The organism is Micromonospora sp. NPDC004551 (assembly GCF_040609975.1).
In the GTDB taxonomy this organism is placed as follows: domain Bacteria; phylum Actinomycetota; class Actinomycetes; order Mycobacteriales; family Micromonosporaceae; genus Micromonospora.
Genome location: NZ_JBEXLM010000049.1, coordinates 13062 through 30825, shown reverse-complemented (window position 1 = coordinate 30825; position 17764 = coordinate 13062). Strand labels below are relative to the sequence as shown.

18 protein-coding genes are annotated in these 17764 nt (G+C 69.1%); 15 read left to right on the top strand and 3 right to left on the bottom strand.

Annotated features, from left to right (window positions below; genetic code table 11):
• Nucleotides 1-165: 165 nt before the first annotated feature.
• The gene (locus ABZW14_RS32670; protein ID WP_355354544.1) at nt 166-942 is read right to left on the bottom strand and encodes a hypothetical protein; all 777 of its coding nucleotides are present in this window, start codon (nt 940-942) and stop codon (nt 166-168) included.
• Nucleotides 943-1216: 274 nt separating this feature from the next.
• Here ABZW14_RS32670 and ABZW14_RS32665 point away from each other — a divergent pair, with 274 nt between their 5' ends.
• The 7 genes from ABZW14_RS32665 to ABZW14_RS32635 all read left to right on the top strand — a co-directional run bounded on the left by ABZW14_RS32665 (nt 1217) and on the right by ABZW14_RS32635 (nt 7436).
• The gene (locus ABZW14_RS32665; RefSeq protein ID WP_355354541.1) at nt 1217-1798 is read left to right on the top strand and encodes a hypothetical protein; all 582 of its coding nucleotides are present in this window, start codon (nt 1217-1219) and stop codon (nt 1796-1798) included.
• On the top strand, nt 1791-2666 hold the full coding sequence (locus tag ABZW14_RS32660; RefSeq protein ID WP_355354538.1) for a DNA methyltransferase: 876 nt from the start codon (nt 1791-1793) through the stop codon (nt 2664-2666). Before ABZW14_RS32665 ends, ABZW14_RS32660 begins: the two co-directional genes overlap by 8 nt.
• A gap of 611 nt (nt 2667-3277) precedes the next feature.
• Nucleotides 3278-4285: a DUF4192 domain-containing protein gene (locus tag ABZW14_RS32655; RefSeq protein WP_355354535.1), complete on the top strand. Its 1008-nt coding sequence runs from the start codon at nt 3278-3280 to the stop codon at nt 4283-4285.
• Nucleotides 4286-4315: 30 nt separating this feature from the next.
• Nucleotides 4316-4768, top strand: a complete 453-nt coding sequence (locus ABZW14_RS32650) for a hypothetical protein (RefSeq protein ID WP_355354532.1) — start codon at nt 4316-4318, stop codon at nt 4766-4768.
• 110 nt (nt 4769-4878) lie between these two features.
• Entirely contained in the window at nt 4879-5157 is a 279-nt protein-coding gene (locus ABZW14_RS32645; RefSeq protein ID WP_355354529.1) for a hypothetical protein, read from the top strand.
• Nucleotides 5158-5451: 294 nt separating this feature from the next.
• Complete coding sequence (locus ABZW14_RS32640; protein WP_355354525.1) at nt 5452-6144, top strand: diguanylate cyclase; 693 nt, start codon at nt 5452-5454, stop codon at nt 6142-6144.
• The gene (locus tag ABZW14_RS32635; RefSeq protein ID WP_355354522.1) at nt 6141-7436 is read left to right on the top strand and encodes a hypothetical protein; all 1296 of its coding nucleotides are present in this window, start codon (nt 6141-6143) and stop codon (nt 7434-7436) included. The genes ABZW14_RS32640 and ABZW14_RS32635 overlap by 4 nt, the downstream gene beginning before the upstream one ends.
• A 1602-nt stretch (nt 7437-9038) precedes the next feature.
• Here the strand turns inward: ABZW14_RS32635 and ABZW14_RS32630 are convergent.
• Both ABZW14_RS32630 and ABZW14_RS32625 read right to left on the bottom strand, forming a co-directional pair.
• Nucleotides 9039-9614, bottom strand: a complete 576-nt coding sequence (locus ABZW14_RS32630; RefSeq protein WP_355354519.1) for a flavoprotein — start codon at nt 9612-9614, stop codon at nt 9039-9041.
• Nucleotides 9611-10957, bottom strand: coding sequence for a hypothetical protein (locus ABZW14_RS32625; protein ID WP_355354516.1), 1347 nt, complete (start codon nt 10955-10957; stop codon nt 9611-9613). The genes ABZW14_RS32630 and ABZW14_RS32625 overlap by 4 nt, the downstream gene beginning before the upstream one ends.
• A 698-nt stretch (nt 10958-11655) precedes the next feature.
• Here ABZW14_RS32625 and ABZW14_RS32620 point away from each other — a divergent pair.
• From ABZW14_RS32620 to ABZW14_RS32585, 8 genes are all read left to right on the top strand, one after another.
• Nucleotides 11656-12387, top strand: a complete 732-nt coding sequence (locus ABZW14_RS32620; protein WP_355354513.1) for a hypothetical protein — start codon at nt 11656-11658, stop codon at nt 12385-12387.
• 137 nt (nt 12388-12524) lie between these two features.
• The gene (locus ABZW14_RS32615; protein ID WP_355354510.1) at nt 12525-12893 is read left to right on the top strand and encodes a hypothetical protein; all 369 of its coding nucleotides are present in this window, start codon (nt 12525-12527) and stop codon (nt 12891-12893) included.
• 4 nt (nt 12894-12897) lie between these two features.
• Entirely contained in the window at nt 12898-13575 is a 678-nt protein-coding gene (locus tag ABZW14_RS32610) for a class I SAM-dependent methyltransferase (protein ID WP_355354507.1), read from the top strand.
• 282 nt (nt 13576-13857) lie between these two features.
• Entirely contained in the window at nt 13858-14094 is a 237-nt protein-coding gene (locus ABZW14_RS32605) for a hypothetical protein (protein WP_355354504.1), read from the top strand.
• Nucleotides 14095-14132: 38 nt separating this feature from the next.
• Nucleotides 14133-14828: a GPP34 family phosphoprotein gene (locus tag ABZW14_RS32600; protein WP_355354501.1), complete on the top strand. Its 696-nt coding sequence runs from the start codon at nt 14133-14135 to the stop codon at nt 14826-14828.
• A 63-nt stretch (nt 14829-14891) separates the two neighbouring features.
• Nucleotides 14892-16385, top strand: coding sequence for an APC family permease (locus ABZW14_RS32595; protein ID WP_355354498.1), 1494 nt, complete (start codon nt 14892-14894; stop codon nt 16383-16385).
• Between the two features lie 11 nt (nt 16386-16396).
• Nucleotides 16397-17053: a GNAT family N-acetyltransferase gene (locus tag ABZW14_RS32590; protein WP_355354495.1), complete on the top strand. Its 657-nt coding sequence runs from the start codon at nt 16397-16399 to the stop codon at nt 17051-17053.
• Nucleotides 17050-17658 carry a hypothetical protein gene (locus tag ABZW14_RS32585; RefSeq protein ID WP_355354492.1) on the top strand — a complete coding sequence of 203 codons (609 nt, stop codon included), beginning with the start codon at nt 17050-17052 and terminating at the stop codon, nt 17656-17658. Before ABZW14_RS32590 ends, ABZW14_RS32585 begins: the two co-directional genes overlap by 4 nt.
• The last annotated feature ends 106 nt before the right edge of the window (nt 17659-17764 follow it).

Sequence of the window (17764 nt, the reverse complement as noted above, 5' to 3'; positions counted from 1 at the left end):
CTCGCCTTATCCGTGGCGCCGTTGGCCGCCGCCCCACTTCTCTGGGCGGTTTTTGTCTATCGCCCCTACTGATCACGAACAGCACGGGCCGTGGGATTGCACACGAACGCACTGATCTGCCGTGACGCAGGCGCTGCGCCCTGTATGTCGAGCAGGCGGGTGTTGTCAGGCCGCTCTGGCGGGTTCGCGGCGCACGGGGGAGCGGGCCGGGCCGGATAGGTCGCCGCGCGTGACGGCGGCGGCCACGATGCGTTCGGCGCGGCGTCTGCGCATGCGCAGGACCGCTGCGGTCACGCCCTTCTCGGCGGCCAGTTGCTCGATCAGCGCGTCGCCGAACCGGGTCGCGCTGATGAGCTCCGCGGCTTCGGCGGTGATCAGGCCGGCGGCGGATGCTCGGCCGAGTAGCAGGTCCGGGTGCCCGTAGGGCATCCTCGGCGACCGTGAGCCGCTGGACAGGTCCGGGGGCAGCTCCTCGCCGTTGTCGGTCTTGACGACTGCGGCGCCGGCGCGCCATGCCGCCCAGCACAGCCGCAACCATAGCCTGGGTGGCGCGAGGTCCGCCGTGCGCAGCGCTTGAAGGAAGCCGGCCAGGAGTTCGGAGTCCACGTCGTCGGCGTGCCCGGGGTGTCCGCGGCTGATCTTTGCCGCGAGGTGCGTCAGTGCGGGCAGTGCCACGCCGATTGCGCCGACGACCCAGGCTGGGCCCCGTTCGCGGGCGTGGTGGGCCAGTTGCCGCCACAGCTCGTCGGTGGTGTCGCTGTCGTAGCGCTCGTACACCAGGAGGTTACGTAGTTCGTCGAGTGGCATCGTCGTGTCCGGTAGACCAGGCACTGGGCGGGCGTCGAACGCCAGCGGCGCGGGTTCGCAGGTCAGCAGCTCGAATGCCTTCTCGGCCGTGGTCAGCGCCGTGTCGGCCGTCCTCGTGCGCGTGGTCGCTGCCATGGTGCTCTCCCCTCGACGGAGCGCTTCGCCCTGCGCGAAGGCCGAGGTCTCGATTGGGACAGCCCGACCTGACACCACGAGCGATTGTCCTACCGGGACAGGTTGTGTCCGCTGGCGTCAGGTTCGCGGCGTGGCGATCGTCCGTACGTCGGCTGACGCGTCCGCCAAGAGACTGCGGTGACCGCTGCTGTCAGGCGGAAGGGGGTTCGATCAGCCTGTCAGCGCCGCACTGGGGATCGTCAGTACGCCCGCCGGTCCGGGGGCCACCATGCCCATGACCGATACCAACCGCCACAGCGCGCCACTGCCGGTGGGGGACGTGGTGCCCGGCGACCCGCCCGTACCGATCACCGTCTGGCCGGTTCCCGCCCCGAAGCCTGGCGAGACCATGTCCAACGCGATGGGGGTGCGGCTGGTCCACAACCTCACTCACCCGTCCGACCTGATCATCGACCTGGCCGAGGGACCGCAGATGGCCTGCGCCATCATCGCCGCCGACCGCCGCAGCCACCCGCAAGCAGCTCGCCAGGGCGGCTGGGGCCGCGAGGCGGCGACGCTGATCATCACCGGGTGGCCGGTCGACGACACCGCGTCACCGGTTGAGTTCTTCGTCCGCTGCCACGCCAGCCTCGTGCCGGGTGGCTGCGTGGCGGTGCTACTGCCGCACGCCGACCTCATCGCACCGGTCGACGTCGTCGTTGCCGCAAAGCGGGCCGGGCTGGCGTACCTGCAGCACATCGTGGCGGCCGACCGGCCGCCCCGACGTAACCAGCACGCGCAGCTGGACATCCATACCGACGTGCTGATCCTGACCCGCAGCACACACCAAGCACAGGCGGGAGGCGGCGGTGCCTGAGTCTCTGCCGATCACCTCGGTGTGGCTGACCTGCCAGCAGCCCTCCCGTGACCAACGCCGCGGCCGGTACGTGCCGGAGTCGTCCACGCACCCAGGGAAGATGCTGCCCCACCTCGCCGCGCACGCCATCGCCGCCTACACCGCCCCAGGGGATCTGGTGCTCGACCCGATGTGCGGGTCGGGCACCACGCTCGTGGAGGCCATGCACCTCGGGCGGCACGCGCTCGGCGTGGACATCGAACCGCGGTTCACCGCCTTGGCGGCGTCCAACGTCGCCCTCGCCGCGTCCCAGGGCGCCGCCGGCTCGGCGACGGTCATCACCGGCGACGCGACCGGCCTGCTGAAGCTCGCCCCCGCGTCGGCGGTCGGTGAGGTCGGGCTTGTGCTCACCTCCCCGCCGTACGGGCGGTCCACCCACGGACTTGTCCGCGCGACCGGAACCGGAGTCAGGAAGCGGGCGCACCTGTACGGCGACCGCCAGCGGGGCAACCTCGCCTACGTCGGATGGTCCGGCCTGCTTGACGGGTTCGCCGCGATCCTGACCGCCAGCTACCAGCTGCTGCGCCCCGGCGGCACGGTGGTCATCACGTGCCGACCAGTACGGCGCCGCCCGGACGACTTCATCGACCTGCCCGGCGAGTTCCTGGCCGTCGCCCAGTCGGTAGGGCTGATCCCGTTCCAGCGGTGCGCGGCGATGCTCGCCGCCGTCCGCGACGGGCAGATCGTGCACCGCGCCTCGATGTTCGGCCTCATGGCGGTACGCAAGTCCAGAGCCGAGGGCGTGCCGGTGCACCTTGTCGCACACGAGGACGTGCTGATTCTGAAGCGATCCCAGGCGAACTCCCGCGTCACGCCCGCCTCTGACTGACACCAGGTGGGCTGGGGCTGTCAGGTCCTGCCAGGACCGCGAACCTGACAGCCCCAGCCACACCAGCAGGGCCCGCGGTTAGCTTGAAACCTCTTCTCCTTATTACTGCTGCTGATCTGCTGCGTCCGCGACGGCATCGCGCCCACCCTTCACGGTCGGCCGCCGTTCACCCCACGCTCAGACCCTCAGCGCTCATACCCGCCTCTCGCCTCAGCGGCGACCGGGGCACGCACCCTATCCCTGCAGGCGGCCACCATCCGGTGGCCGCCTGCCTTCATGTGCCACGGAAGGCACAGGCTTCGCGCCGCGACCCCGCCGCCTCCGCCGGCGGTGACCGCAACCGCTGAATGCCCCGTCCGCACAGACCGGACCCTGCGCTGGCCCGCGTTGAGCACCCGTTGATCACGCCGGCCGTCAGCGACGGGGGCGTCGGTGTCGACCGGTACCTGGACCCGACCGCGGCTGAGCCGTCGAGCGCGCCGAGCGGCTGATCGGGCGCCCGGCAGGGGAGACGCAGGGTCCCGGCGCCTACCCGACGCGCACATGCGGCTCGTCCGGCTCGCCGACCATCCGCATCCCGCCCCCGATGCCAACCTGAATTGGAGATCGTCATGTCGTTTCCCGACAACAAGTTGACCGTGCGGTCCCCGGCCGACCTGGTGGCCGCGGTGCCGTACCTCCTCGGTTTCCGACCCGACGACGGCAGCATCGTCGTCATCGCGAGCAGAGACCGGCGGATCGTCTTCGCCGCCCGGGGTGACCTGCCCGCCCCCGGCGCCCCCGCACGCCAGGCCCTCGAGGTAGCCGCCAACCTGGTCACGGTCCTGCGGCGGCAGCAGCCGATCACCGACCTGATGATCGTCGGATACGGAGCCGGGCACATCGATCCGGCACTGCTCTCTGTCAGCGAGGCGCTCACCGGCAGCGGGATGCCGGTCCTGGAGTTGCTGCGGGTCACCGGTACGCGGGTCTTCAACCCCACCTGCGTCAACCCCGACTGCTGCCCACCGCAGGGAACCCCATTCGATCCCACCGCCTCGCTCATCGCAGTGCAGGCAACCGCCGCAGGGCAGGTCGCGCTACCGAACCGGGCAGCCGTGGCCGCCCGGTTCGCACCCGTCGACGGCGCCGCCCGTGACGGCATGAGCCGCGCCACCACCGCGGCGGTCACCCGCCTCACGGCGCTGTGCGCCGCCGGCGCCGCCGCTGCGGACGAGGCCGGCGCCCTGGCGGTCCGCGACGCGCTGCGCAAGCACGACGACAGCAAGCGCATCACCGACGACGAGGTCGCCTGGCTCACCGTGCTCCTCAGACGTCCGTCGGTGCGGGACCTTGCCGTAGACCTCACCCAGCCGCACGACCCGCACGTCACGTTCTGGGCCGACATCACCCGCCGCGCCGAGGAGGCGCTCGTGCCAGCACCGGCCACCCTCCTCGCCATCACCGCCTGGCGCTGCGGGGACGGAGCCCTCGCTGGTATGGCAGCAGACCGCGCCCTGCAGGCCGACCCCGAATACCAGCTGGCCCGCCTGCTGCGGCAGGCGCTACACGCCGGCCTCCCGCCATCGGCGTTCGAGCAGGCAGCCGACACCGACCGAGCCAACCCATCCGACAAGTAGCCGGAACCACTCAACGACAGGAGGCACCAAGTGGATCCCACCCGCAGCATGCTGCTCGCCCTCGCCAGACACGCCGAAGAAGCCCGGCTGCGCTGGCACGCCGAACGCGCCGCCATGCGAGCCCGCGGCGAAACGCCGGCCCGCAGCGAGGCTCACGGCTACCACGTCCAGGCCAACCTGTGCCTGATCACCGCAATCGGCGCCGCGGACCTGCCGGCGAACTTCCGCATCTACGACATCACCCTGTCCCGCGACCCCCTCGCGGCGGCCGAGCAACTGGGCCAGGCCGCCACCGCCTACGACCACAGCGGCCCGATCGAGGCCGCACACGAACCCGCACGCCTGGCCTACAAGGCTGCCTTCGCCGCACCCGTCACCGCGCAGGAACAGCAGTACATCGACCTGCTCGCCGGTCTTCCCGCCGCCCGCCGCGACAAGATCGTCGAGCTGGCCGAGCAACGCGCCCGCCACTCCGAGGCATGAGCCCGAGCGTCCGGCGACCCCACCAGCCCCCATCTGCCGCTGGCTGCGGCACCAGCCCGCGCAACTCCTGCCGGACCGGCTTCGGCCGCAAAGCCCCGCGAAAGGGACCGATGAGCCTCTACACCCTCACACCCAGACCCGGCTTCGACCGCTACACCATCCAGGTCGGCTGGAACCCACACCGCACCTACTTCGGCACCGTCGTCGACTTCTCCTGGGACCCGGTCACCGACCCCGACAACCAACCCGACACAGTTCGGATCGGCCAGGTCGAGACGATTCTCGACCCGACCGAAGTACTCCTGGCCGTCGCACCCTACGCCGACATCCCCACAGACCTGGCCGCCACACTGCGCGCCGACCAGGTCGCACGCCCCGCGCGCCGCTAACAACGGACACCCGCGGCCCACCCGTCGCCCCGCGACGCCACCGGCCTACATCGCGCCTGCGACAGCACTCTCTGAATCGCCGGTCATCGCCCGGCCGTCTCGTGACGGCTCCCTGCCGTCGGCCTTATCGCTTCAGCCGGCGCCCGGGCTCTACCGATGTCCCCACAGCCGTGCCGCCAACGAGCGGCGCAAGCAGCAAACGGCCCGCCATAAGGCGGGCCGTCGTCGTATCTGGACCCGGGACGCCTCGCCTAGGAAACGCCGCGTCCCGGGTTCTCCAAATGGAGGACTCCAGTGTCCCTACCACTGATCATGATCGCCACCGCCTTGGTGGCGTTCACCCTCGGCGGCCTCACCATGTGGCCACTCGTCCGCCGGCTCCGCAACCGGCTCACCGACGCCATCTGGCAGCTGGAACACGACCCGGTCACCGGCATGCTCAACCGCGCCGGCCTGATCGCCGCGCACGCCACCCTCACCGCGGCCGGCACCGCTGGGCCCGTCATCGTCGTCCTGATCGACCTCGACGACTTCAAACCGGTCAACGACACCCACGGCCACGACCGCGGCGACAACATCCTGGCCGCCATCGGCCGCCGCATCACCGACATCGCCGCACTACACGGCGGCACCGCCGCCCGGCTCTCCGGCGACGAGTACGCCGCACTGCTGCCCGTCCGCACCCCGGACCTGGACCGTATCGCCGACACCTTCGTCGCCCTCATCGCCCAGCCCGTCGAACTCACCACCGACGGCACACCCATCACGGCCACCGTCACCGCCAGCGTCGGTATCGCCCTGGCTGAGAGCACGGACCCGTTCGAAGAGGTGGCCCTCCGCCGCGCAGACATCGCCATGTACCACGCCAAACACCACGGCCGGAACGGTCACGCCGTTTACGAGCCGGGGATGGCAATGCCCGCCGGCGGGTGCCGTCGCCGACCGCGCCTGCGCGACCGCCGCCTGATCGACGAGGCGACGGCATGACCGCGCCGCGCGAGGAGATGGCCTGCCAAATCTGCCTCTCCCCACTGAACACCCTCGGAACACCGCCCACCTACGTACACCCGATCCAACTCACCACCGACGGACATGCGCCCGTCCCTGTCCCGGTCAGCCAGCTCGACACCGTCCAGCGCACCTGCGACTTCTGCGGCGACCCGTACCCGACTTGGACACTCGTTGGCGGCGAAGTCACCGCCCTCGCAATCGGCGCGGCCGCAGGACTCGTGCAGAACTTCGGCCAGGCGTGGGCGGCCTGCGCCACGTGCCAGACGCACATCGACGACGGAAGAATTTACAAGGTCGTCGACCGGGCGGTGCAGGCGTTCGGCCTCGGCGACCACTCGCAGGCGCGAGAGCGCATCAAGCAACTGCACCAGGCGTTCCTGAACGCTCGAGGCCCGGGACGGACGCTCATCACGACCACCGCCTGGCCCGCCACCGCCATCACCGCCCGCGAGCTGCCCAAGATTCGCGACCGGCTCGCCCGCTTCTACCGGAGCGAGGACGGCCTCCCAACCGCGCTCGCTACCGCTGAAACGCGCCAAGACATCGCAGCCGGCCTAGACCGAGCAGGCTTGTTCTGGATCGACAGCGACTTCACCGACCTGGCCGAGTACGCCGCAGAGAAACTCCCCGACGTCACCACCAGCCGCGACCTCATGCCCTCCACCGACGGACTGCTCGTGTGGCCACGACCGGTGACGCCTCGGCAGATCACCGCCGCTTCCTGGACCACCACCACCGAGGGCTGGCACCTGGTCAGCTACCGCACAATCGGCGGAGGCCTGGACGGCACGCCCCTCCAGCGACTACGCGAACAAGTCGGTTGGCTCGCCCCGATAAGCACCGTCCAAGTACACGAGCGGCACGCGCTGCCCGTCGATCACCCAGTGGCAGCGCTAACCGCAACCTGGCTGCTGATCGCACAGCAGGCCGCCCAAGTCACAACAGCAGAAGTCGACAAAGTCGTCCGCAAGACCTACGCCCGCACCAACCGGCCCGCGCCCGAAGTTCGGGTCGTGCGAATCGGAGCCAACGGCGGCGGCGCACCGTCCAGCGCCCGATCGGCGCCGGGTGACCCAGCGCCCTCCCAAACCAGCCGGTTCTGGGTGTCCGGTCACTGGCGTAACCAGCCGTATGGACCAGGACGAGCGCTGCGCCGCCCCATCTACATCAGCCCCTTCCTTAGAGGCCCGGACAACGCGCCGATCAGACTCGGCACAACCGTGCGGATCCTCGGCAGCCAGAAGCCGAAGTCGGAGAACCAGAATTAGCTTGTAATGATTAGGGCTGTGGCAGGGACAAAGCCCTGCCACAGCCCGACCCTCGAGTAAGGGAGGCTGGCGCAATCGACCTCGACGGCGGTCCCAACGCCCTCGCCGAAGGCACTGCTCTAGCCTTGCGGGCCCACCTGCTTGCCACGGCTCGACCGAAGCTGTTGGTAACCGCCGACGTGAAGCGTAGTGGAGGTCCGGACCTCGTGTGCTGGCAGTGGCAGCCCGGCCAAGTCTGGGTCTGGCAGCTCCGCTACGTGCACGACCCGAGAACCCACAGGAGCGGCCCCTCCGCCGCTGTGCTCGCCGCAGTTGCCGCTGATCCACTGTCGGCTGGCCTCGAGGTCGTCCCCGGACCGTCAATGCAGGCACTGGGGTTACTCGCCGAGCAGGTGGCCAGCAACATGGCGGAGCCAGACGAAGCCGTGACGGTCTGCGACGGGCGGGTTCCAGGGCTCCAGCTTTACTCCACTGCCCTTCAGGAGGTGGAGGGCCCAGACTTCACCCGGCGGGAGGCGTCGATGCGGACCGCGAAGTACAGCGCCTCCCGGAGCAACCATAAGGTGGCCGCTGCACGGGCAGCCACAGAACCTAAACGGCACCCAGGATCGTGCCGCTGGCGCCCGGAAGGGGGCCAGCGGCCGATCGGGAGCAAGTGACGGCCAATACCTCGGCTCGCTAGTGGTTGACCTGGTCCTGCGGGACCAGCAGGGTTGGGACAGGCTACACAGGGACCCTGGGGACGTGCGGCATCAGGACGTACCCGTCACTTAAGGATCAGGTGGCCGAGGCATGGTGGACTTCGACCTGACATCGACGGATGTGATCCACGCGCTGGAGCGGGAAACGGCCGACCGGCATCCTGTGGTTGACAGACTTCGACGTCAGGCTCCCGTTCGTGCCCTTGCTCAGGCGCTCAGAGTTGCTGGACGTCCTCTGACGCGCCAGTTGCTGTGCGACCTGCTTGGTTTCCGTGCCGCGAGGTCGGCTCTGCCCGAGTTGCTGCAGGCCGTTGAGGATGACAACCGGGCCGTCCGCTGCTCCGCTCGTGACGCAATCACCAAGGCCCTGGGATATGGCGGGACGCAGCCCCCTCCAGGTCGTCTCGTTCGGCGTATCCTCCCGGCGCTCTTGACCTAGTGGGAGATGGCGGCGGGGTAGCCGGAGCACATCCGATGGTGCCATGCCCGTTGAGTGACTAACCGAGTGACAAACGACGCGAACATGGCAGGACGTTTCTGAACAGCGAGGGACCATTCGAGCAGGAGGGTGCCGGATTGCCGCAGGCCAGACAGCATCCCACGGCTAACGCCTGGCTCCATCGTCCGCGCTGCAGTGCACCAGACACACCGGTCGGAACCTAGGGCGCCACGGGCAGCAAGGAGGAAGTAATCCCTCTGATTCAGGTCGGTGCTCTGCCGAGGCTTGGTTGACCCCTATGCGTCCTTGGACGCGAAGTCATCCGAGACCTCGCCGGCTGGCCGCAGTCCATGCCGGAAACTGGGTCAGTCACGCTCTTGCCTGTTGAGCCTCGTGGCCGCTGCCGATCAGCCATGAAACGACCAACGCGGTTCCTGCCTCTGCGCTGAATGTAAGGCGGGTTCAGCCCTGATTGGTGCTGTTGGCGGGCGCGCCGCTTGCCATGCGGGTTGCCGCTTCTAATGCCGCCGCCCAGGGAAATGCCCGCTGGCGACTGCTGCCGGTGCCGGGCGGGTGAGGCTCCCATCCGTGGTCGGTCCCGAGGAAGACCCTCACGCGCTCGTCGCGGAGATTCGCCACCGCGCGCTGAAAGGGCGGGCGGGCTGCCAGGGCGGCGTTGACGAACGGGACGACCACTGTCGGGACCTGCCGGCCGATCAGTTCGGCGACTGTTGTCAAGGCGTAGTTGTCGGCGATGCCGAGGGCGATCTTGTTGACGGAGTTGTAGGTGGCGGGGGCGATGATGAGCGCGTCCGCTGCCGGGAGCGAGCGGCGAGTCCGATCGGACAACCGGTAGGTGGACCGGACCGGGTGGCCGGTCAGCTGCTCGATCGCTTCTGCGTCGATGAAGTCGAGGGCGCTGGGGGTGGCGGTGACGGCCGTTGTCCACGACTGTTGGGTCGCGTTGGTGATCAGTTGAGTCACGTCTGCGGCGGGCCCGGCAGCGCAGACGACGATTTGCAGGTGGCGGTTAGTCATACGTGCATCCCGGCTTGCTGGGCGAAGTCGATGACGGCGGTGCGGACGTGCCCGCGGGTGAGGACTGCCAGGTCGTTAACGGTGCGCTGCACGGTCGGCCGACACCGGATCTCTTCGGGTGCCACCTGGTAGGCGCTGCGTAGTGCGTTCAGGCCGTGCTCGTAGCGACCCCACTGGGTGTAGGCGCGGGCCACGTCGACGAACAGGGACGCCTTCCGTTCGGCGAGGCTGATCTTGTCCAGTGGTACCTGGCGGGCGAGGGCTATGGCGGTGCCGGCGTCGCCGAGGGTCAGCGCGATGTTGACGCGGTGCAGCAGCACGTTGGTGGCGCCGAAGCCGGTCCATCGGTCGTTGCCGTCGTAGCCGAGTTGTATGGCGGCGCGGGATGCCTCGTCGAGCATGGCCTGTGCGTTGTCGCGGTTGTCGTCGCGGGCGGCGGCGATAGCACCGCGGAGCAGCAGGGCGCCGTAGACGGCGACTGCGTCGGTCGAGGCGAGTCGGGTGTCGAGTTGGAGGTTCTTGGCCGCGTCTTCAGCGAGCTGCTGTGCCTGTCTGCTGTGGCCGTTGCTCATGAGAGCGTGTGTCATGATCCGGGCGCTCGTAGCCATCGCCACCGGGTCCTGACTGATCACAGCGGCACGGGTGCTGCGTTCGGCAGCGACCAGGGCCATGCCTTTGTCACCGACCTTGAGCAGCATGCTGCCGACGACGTGGTAGAGGTCGCTGGCGAGGGCTTCTACAAGCGCTCGCTGCTCGCCTTCGGTGTCCGCACGAGTCGGTTCCAGCGCGGGCAGCAGGGCCGAGAGTCTGGCTAGAACCTGCTCGTACCGGCAGGCCTGGTAGTCGGTCTTAGCCGCGCCGACGTCCTGAGCGAACTGCCGGAGCGTTAGGGCAACCCGCGTTGTGGTTCGAGAGGGTGGTGTGACCAGCGCGTTGAGTAGCGGTGCGACGGTCTGCGCGGCCATGCCGCTGATCGTCATGCCCGTCAAGAAGTCTCTGCGCCGCACGTCGCCGTCCGAGTCGATGTCGCGAATGCTGCCTTCGCCAGTATGAATCTGCGTACTGGTGGCGAACGGCTTCGCGGGATCCGCAAGTGCACCGCTGGTACCTGCTCTTACCAGTGCCTCAAAGCGTTCACGGACATCTGGGGCGGCCCGCGCCAGCACCGTATCTAGGGCAGCCTGCATATCCGCACGCAGGTAGATCCTGTCACCCTGGCTGCTCCACTTGGCCACCGTCCGTCGGGCGGCGCCGAGGTGTTCGGCGAAGCTGGTGACGCTCATCCGCAGTGCCCGGCGTAGCGCGTTTGCTTCCCGGCCGGTCCAGGTCGTCACCGCGGCCATCGCACGTCCTTCTCCTTGGGAACAGTTGTCGGCCGGACGATTTTAGCGGCAGCTGGCGTGCTTGCCAGTGCACCGTAAGTGCACCACGAGGACATCCCCATCGGCGCGTTCACCGAGCGAACCTAATCGTGCCGGTCGCCGCTTTGATAAGTGGGCGGCTGGCACCGATTCACAGCCTCACGCCAGGGGATTCAAGATGGACGTCGGGACCGCCGAACGGCAACGGTATGGGCGAGTGCTTCGCGAGGCCCCATTGTGTGACGCCCTCTTACGCGTGCGGCTGATGCCCCGCCTGCGTACCGCCATCAGGGCTGCGTGGGTGGGTGATCGGCGGTCTGCTCCCAGCCGCCGCGATGTGGCGGCGGGCTCGCCCTTCCCCGCGGAGCCCGCCGCTCATTGTCCCTGGTGATGTGGGTGGCCGCACCGCGAGCATGGCTGGGCGACCCGACGCCCAATCTGCCTGTCAGCGCGGCCTCTCACCTCGGCCACATCGGCGAGCGAAGGACGACGCAGGTTGATCGGCGTTGTGACGGCGCCATGGCTACGAGGTAGACGCCGAGTCAAGGCCCGGAGAAGGAGGTAAAGAAGGCCGCGACGAACATCATCGCTCGTAATGGCGGCCCTGCCAGCCGGCTAGCTCAGCAGGACCGCCGGACCACCGCAATCGGTGACATCCCACTTCGAGAGGAATTGCCACGATGACAGTAGCCACTGCCGACGTTATCAAGGTCGACCTGCCCACGCCGTTCACCAAGACCTGGGAGCGGATCCCCGGCATCACGGTCGCCGGATCGACGTTGACGATCAAGCCGGAGGAGTTCTTCTTCCGTTACGAGAACCCGAGCTGGCTGCTGTGCGACTGGCAGCGGGTCCGGGCCGAGCTGCTTCCGGCCGCGGAGAGCGAGGATCTGACGATCGAGCAGCTCGTGCTGGACTTCGTCAAGGAGCACGGCTACGCCACCACCGATCCGGCCGAGGTGCTGCGCACCGCACATGACGTGTACGCCTACATGTTCCGCGAGGAGCACCTGCATGACCCTGGCCTGGACTTCGTGCCCGACGGGACGCTGCGGATGCTGCGCGAGTGCGGGACCCTGATGGCCCTCAACCGGGTCGAGCTGGACGGGCAGATCAGCAACGTTTCCCCTGCCTGGATGCTGTGCGCTGCTGCCCAGGTGGTCTACGATCTGGACAAGGCGACCGCTGAAGTGCTCGACGAGCTGTATCACGGCACCTGGTTCAACGAGTCGCGGCGGCGCGAGAGCATCCTCGCGCACGCGGCTCTCGGCGGCAGGCTGGTCCATGCCTGCCAGGGCGCGCCCAACATGTCCGGTGGCTGCGTCGTGCCCTTCGGCACCGACGTCGAAACGATGCGCCGTGAGCTGGCCGGCATGCGCGTGACCTGGATCGATCGGACCCTGGCCCGCTGACCTGAGAAGAACCGGTGGCCGCGCGGCGCCTGCGCCGCTTCATCCTGTCCGCGCAGCCACCGTCATCCGAACCAGTGGCCGCGCCCACATGCCTTCCGCGCCGTGCGCGGCCACCCCAGGACATCCGAGGAGTGGCAGTGGCGATCGCCAGGGACACCAGCGGCCGGGTCGTGACCGTCCGGGACATGCTCGACGGCATCAGCACCTCGCTCAAGTACACCAACTACCAGCTCGACACCGCCGGCGTCGGCCATGAGCCCCACCCATGGAACTGGACCGAGTCCGCCGGCCACTTCCGCAGCGTGGTCACCAAGGAAGCCGAACTCGCCGAACACATCGCCCGCACCATCGACCGCTGGATCAAGGCCAATGCCGACACCGACGCGGCGAACCTCGCCGCAATGCGCGCCGCATCCAAGGACCTCAAGGCATCTGCCCGAAGCCTTGTCACCCTGGGCAAGAAGATGCGCAACGTCCAGTCCTGCCTCGACGTCACCCAGTCGTAGACCCATGAGCAGCAGCTACGTCACCGCGATCAACCGGCACGCGTGGGACCGGCAAGCACGCCTCGCGCTGCCCGACGACCGACCGATGACTCCCGGCCGAGTCGAGTGGACGCAGTATCCGGGCCACGGCCCGGGGATCGAGTTGCTTGGCGAGGTAAGCGGGCTGGCCGTCGCCGAACTCGGCTGCGGCAACGGCGACAACCTGGCCCCGCTGGCACTACGCGGCGCTGACTGCGTCGGGGTGGATGTCGCACCGCTGCAGATCACCCGGGCGCGCACCCGCTGGGGACACCTGCCGATCCGCTTCCACTGCGCCGACGCGCGGATCTTCCTCGCCCGCACGCACCCGCTGGATATCTGCTTCTCGATCTTCGGGGCGGTCGGATTGTGCCCGCCTGACCAGCTCCTGCCGCTGATCTCACGACACCTGCGTCCCGGCGGCCGGCTGCTGTTCACCGTGCCATACCCGCGCTGGCTCGGCTCACGTCGGGCCATGATGCGCCTGGCGGACGGGAACCGGATACCCGTCGCCCGCTGGACGTCAGGGCCGCAGGGCTGGAAAGCCGCTGTCACCGCATCCGGGCTGAGATGCCTAGACGTAGAAAACATCGCCAGCCCGACCGGTGACCCCTGCTGCCTGCTCGTACGCGCGCAGAGGGCCGGCGGAGGTTCCGATGCCTGAATCTGCTGGTCACGCGGGATCGCAGACGCTGGTCACCCGGCACGGGGCTCAACGCTTCGGCTTGATGACATTCAGTAATTTCTCGGCCCCGACCTCACGTCCGGCATCCCCGTTGACGTGGTCGTGCACTGGACTTGAACCGACATCGCAAAGCCCAGCGACTGGTGGTTACGGGCGCTCCGGCAACGCCCCGAGTGCGAGTACGTCGCTCACGACCCAGCACCCGCCCTGGATCAAGATGGGTGGCACGGCCTTCGCCCTACGCCGCACGGCGAGGCCGCGATGAGCCCGATCGACGACAGCCACCACCCCGCCAATGTCTTCGACTCGGCCCGGCGGACAGCGCAACAGCACGCCAACGGCCGAACCTGCTTCAACTGCACCGACAGCAAGACCTGCACCCAATACTCCTGGGCCCTGGGTGAGCTCCGCCGGCATCCCGGTGGGCGCGACGTCCTCAAGCAACTCAAGATCCCCGTCCCCGTAGAAGCCCCGACCGAGGAAGGCCAGCAGCGGTGATCCCCACACCCCCTGGCGCAGAAGATCACCGTCCGGCGGTGCAGCTGCACCTCGAGCCCACACCCGCGAGACACCGGCAGGCCCGGGGGACTGGCCCGAACCGGCCGATGCTGCTGGCTGACGAGTTCTTCCTGATCGCCCACGACGACCAGACCGGCCGGCCCCGCCTGCACCACAGCGCAATCACTCACGGGCTGGCCGCCGCGCTGCTCGGTGAGCTGGCCGCCGCCGGTCGGATCTCGATCGACCGGGGACACCTCCACGTGCTCGACCACCGGCCGCCCGCCGACCCCCTGCAACACCTCATCCTGGACCGGCTCATCGGCGAACCCCAGCACACCGCCACCCGCACGTGGCTGTCGTACCTCGCCGCGACCGCCCACGATGAGGTCACGCGACGGTTGTGGCAGGCCGGCAAGGTCGAACCGCAGCAGCAGCGCAAGCTCTTCCGCACGGTCACGGTGCACGTTCCGACGGACATGAACGTCGCCGCTTGGTCGTGGGCCCGCATATCAACGAAACTGCGCCAGTACGAGGAACTCGATGGCTTCGACCTCGCCTTGGCCGGCATCTGCGTGTCCTGCCGCCTGGACCAGTTCATCCTCGACGGCGCACCCTACTCGGCCGGCGCGCACCTGAGGCGCCTGCTGGCAGCCGCACCGCCACCGATGCGTGAGCTCCTCGCCGACCTGGACACGGCGATCGGTCACACCGTTCTGAGCCACCGCACCTGAGCACAGCTGCGGTACACCACCCGACCGTTCACCCTTTAGCCCTTTGAGAGGGGCAGCTTCCCCATGCCCAGACATCACCCTGACACCGTGTCCGCGGTCCTGGCACGCGGCCGGCTCGGCATCCCCGCCGTGGTGTTCTTCGTCGTGGCCGCCGCCGCGCCACTGACAGCGGTCGCCGGCGGCGCGACCACCGGATACGCCGTCACCGGCGTACTCGGCATCCCCCTGGCCTACCTGGTGGTCGCCGGAGTGCTCGCCCTGTTCGCCGTCGGCTACGTGGCCATGTCCCGCCGGATCGTCAACGCCGGAGCGTTCTACACCTACGTCACCCGAGGCCTCGGCAGACCAGCCGGCGTCGCCGCCGCACTCGTCGCCCTGCTCGCCTACAACAGCATGCAGATCGGCCTGTACGGCGTCTTCGGCGCAGTCCTGTCCGGGTTCCTCAACGACCGGTTCGGCATGAACACCACCTGGTGGCTGTGCGCCCTCGCCGCCTGCGCGGTGATCGCCGTGCTCGGCCTGCTGCGCATCGACCTCAACGGCAAAGTCCTCGCCGTCCTCCTCGTCGCCGAATGCGCGATCGCCCTGGTCTACGACGCCGTCATGGTCACCCACCCCGCCGACGGGCGCGTCCAGTTCGACACCCTCGCCCCGTCCCACCTGGTCGGGGCTGGCATCGGCGCCGCCCTCGTGACAGGCATCGCCGGGTTCGTCGGCTTCGAAGGCACCACCGTGTTCGCCGAAGAGACCAAGGACCCCAAACGCACGGTGCCCCGCGCCACGTACATCGCCGTGGCGGTCACCGGCCTGCTCTACGGGCTGTCGGCGTGGGCGATGTCGATCGCCACCGGACCCGACCAGATCGTCGCAGCCGCCCAGACCGAGGGCACCGACCTCATCTTCAACCTCGTGTCCCCACACCTCACCTCGTCACTGGTCACCACCGGCCGGTGGCTGTTCATCACCTCCCTGTTCGCCGCCCTCCTGTCCTTCCACCACACGGTGGCCCGGTACGCGTTCGCCCTCGGCCGCGAACGGGTCCTCCCCAGCGTCCTCGGCCGAACCAGCCGCCGCACCGGCGCGCCGAAAGCCGGCTCCATCCTCCAAACCGCCCTCGCCCTGGTGGTGCTCACCGGATACGTGCTCGCCGACGCCGACCCGATCGTGCACCTGTTCTTCTGGCTCACCTCCCTCGGCGCGCTCGGCGTCCTGATCCTGATGACCGCCACGTCGGTCGCCGTGGTCAGCTACTTCACCCGAATCGCCCACCGCGACGGCATGTGGCGCACCACGGTCGCGCCGTTGTTGTCCGCCCTGGCCCTCGGCGCGATCCTCGTCGTCACCGTCGAACAGTTCGACGCCCTCCTCGGCGTCGACCCGATCTCCCCGCTGCGGTGGATGTTCCCGGCCAGCTACGCGGTCGCCGCGGCGATCGGGCTGGCATGGGCGCACGTGCTGCGCGCCGCCCGGCCCGACGTCTACCAGACGATCGGCCTCGGCGCCGGCAGCGCGACCGCACCCCTTCACGCTCCCGATCCCGTCCGCCAGCCCGCCTGAGGAGCCCCACCATGGTCACCATCCGCCCAGACCTCACCGTCCGGCAAGCTACGGCCGACGACGCACCGGCGCTACTGCCCATGCTCGCGCACGCCTTCTCGACCGGAACGGTCGCCGAGTGGGCGGTACCGGACCCCGCCGACCGCCTGAAGGTGTTCACCGGCTACTTCCAGTTCATGCTCGCCCTCGGCCTGTACCACGGCAGAGTCGACACCACCCACGACCTGTCCGGAGCGGCGATCTGGTACCGGCGCGACGAGACACCCCCGCCCCACCCTGACCACCTATACGGGCTGGAAGAAGCCACCGGCCCGTATGCGCCCAAGTTCCTGCTACTCGACGCGATGTTCGAAGCACGCCACCCCCGTCTCCCGCACGCCTACCTCGCCTACATCGCCGTCGACCCCGCGGTCCAGGGCCGGGGCGTCGGGTCAGCGCTGCTCACCCACGCACACCAGGCACTGGACGCCGAGAACCTGCCCGCCTACCTGGAGGCCAGCAACCCCCGCAACCGCGACCTGTACACCCAACACGGCTACGACGCCGGGCCGCCGATGCAGCCGACATCATCGGGGCCACCCTTCTGGCCGATGTGGCGCGGCCAAATCAACGGCGGTGTCCGCTCGTCGTTCCCGCCGCCAGATCCGTACTACCGGCCGTCGCGGTGAACGCCGCCATGACCCCGCCCGTACGCCGGGCGGGACCGGCCGACGTTCCCGCCGTCACCGCGCTGCTCGTCGACGCGCTCATTCGTGACCCGCTCGCCGAATGGCTCGTGCCCGACGTGCAGGAACGGCCGGACGTGCTGCACCGGCTGCTCGCGGTCGACATCGACCACGCCATCGAGACGGGCAACGTCGATGTGACGCTGGACTGGTCGGCGGTAGCGGTGTGGCGGCGGCACGACCTGGACGCACAACGGTGGACGCTCGGGGACTACCACCTGACGACGTTCACGGGCCGAGCGGCTCCCCGCTTCGGTGAGATGAACGCCGCGGTACGCAGCTACCGGTCCGACGCGCCGCACCACTGGCTGTCCTGGCTGGTCGTCCAACCTGGCTACGGCTGGCCGGTCGCAAGCGACCTGCTGCGCCAGCACCACGAGGTGGTCGACCGGACCGGTCACCCCGTGTATGCCGTCGTCACGACCGAAGCTGCCCGGGATCTGCTGTGCCAGCACGGCTACCGGCCGGATCTCCCGCTGCACCTGCCCAGCGGTCCCCGCCTCTGGCCGCTGCACCGCAGCGGGCGGCCGAAGCCACCCAGCCGATGACCACCGGCGTCGTGGCCGTCTCAGAGGCGCGGCGGCCACGACGCAGGCCATACCTACCACCACAGCACCAGGGCCGCCGACAGGGGCAGCCAGCCGCACACCCCAC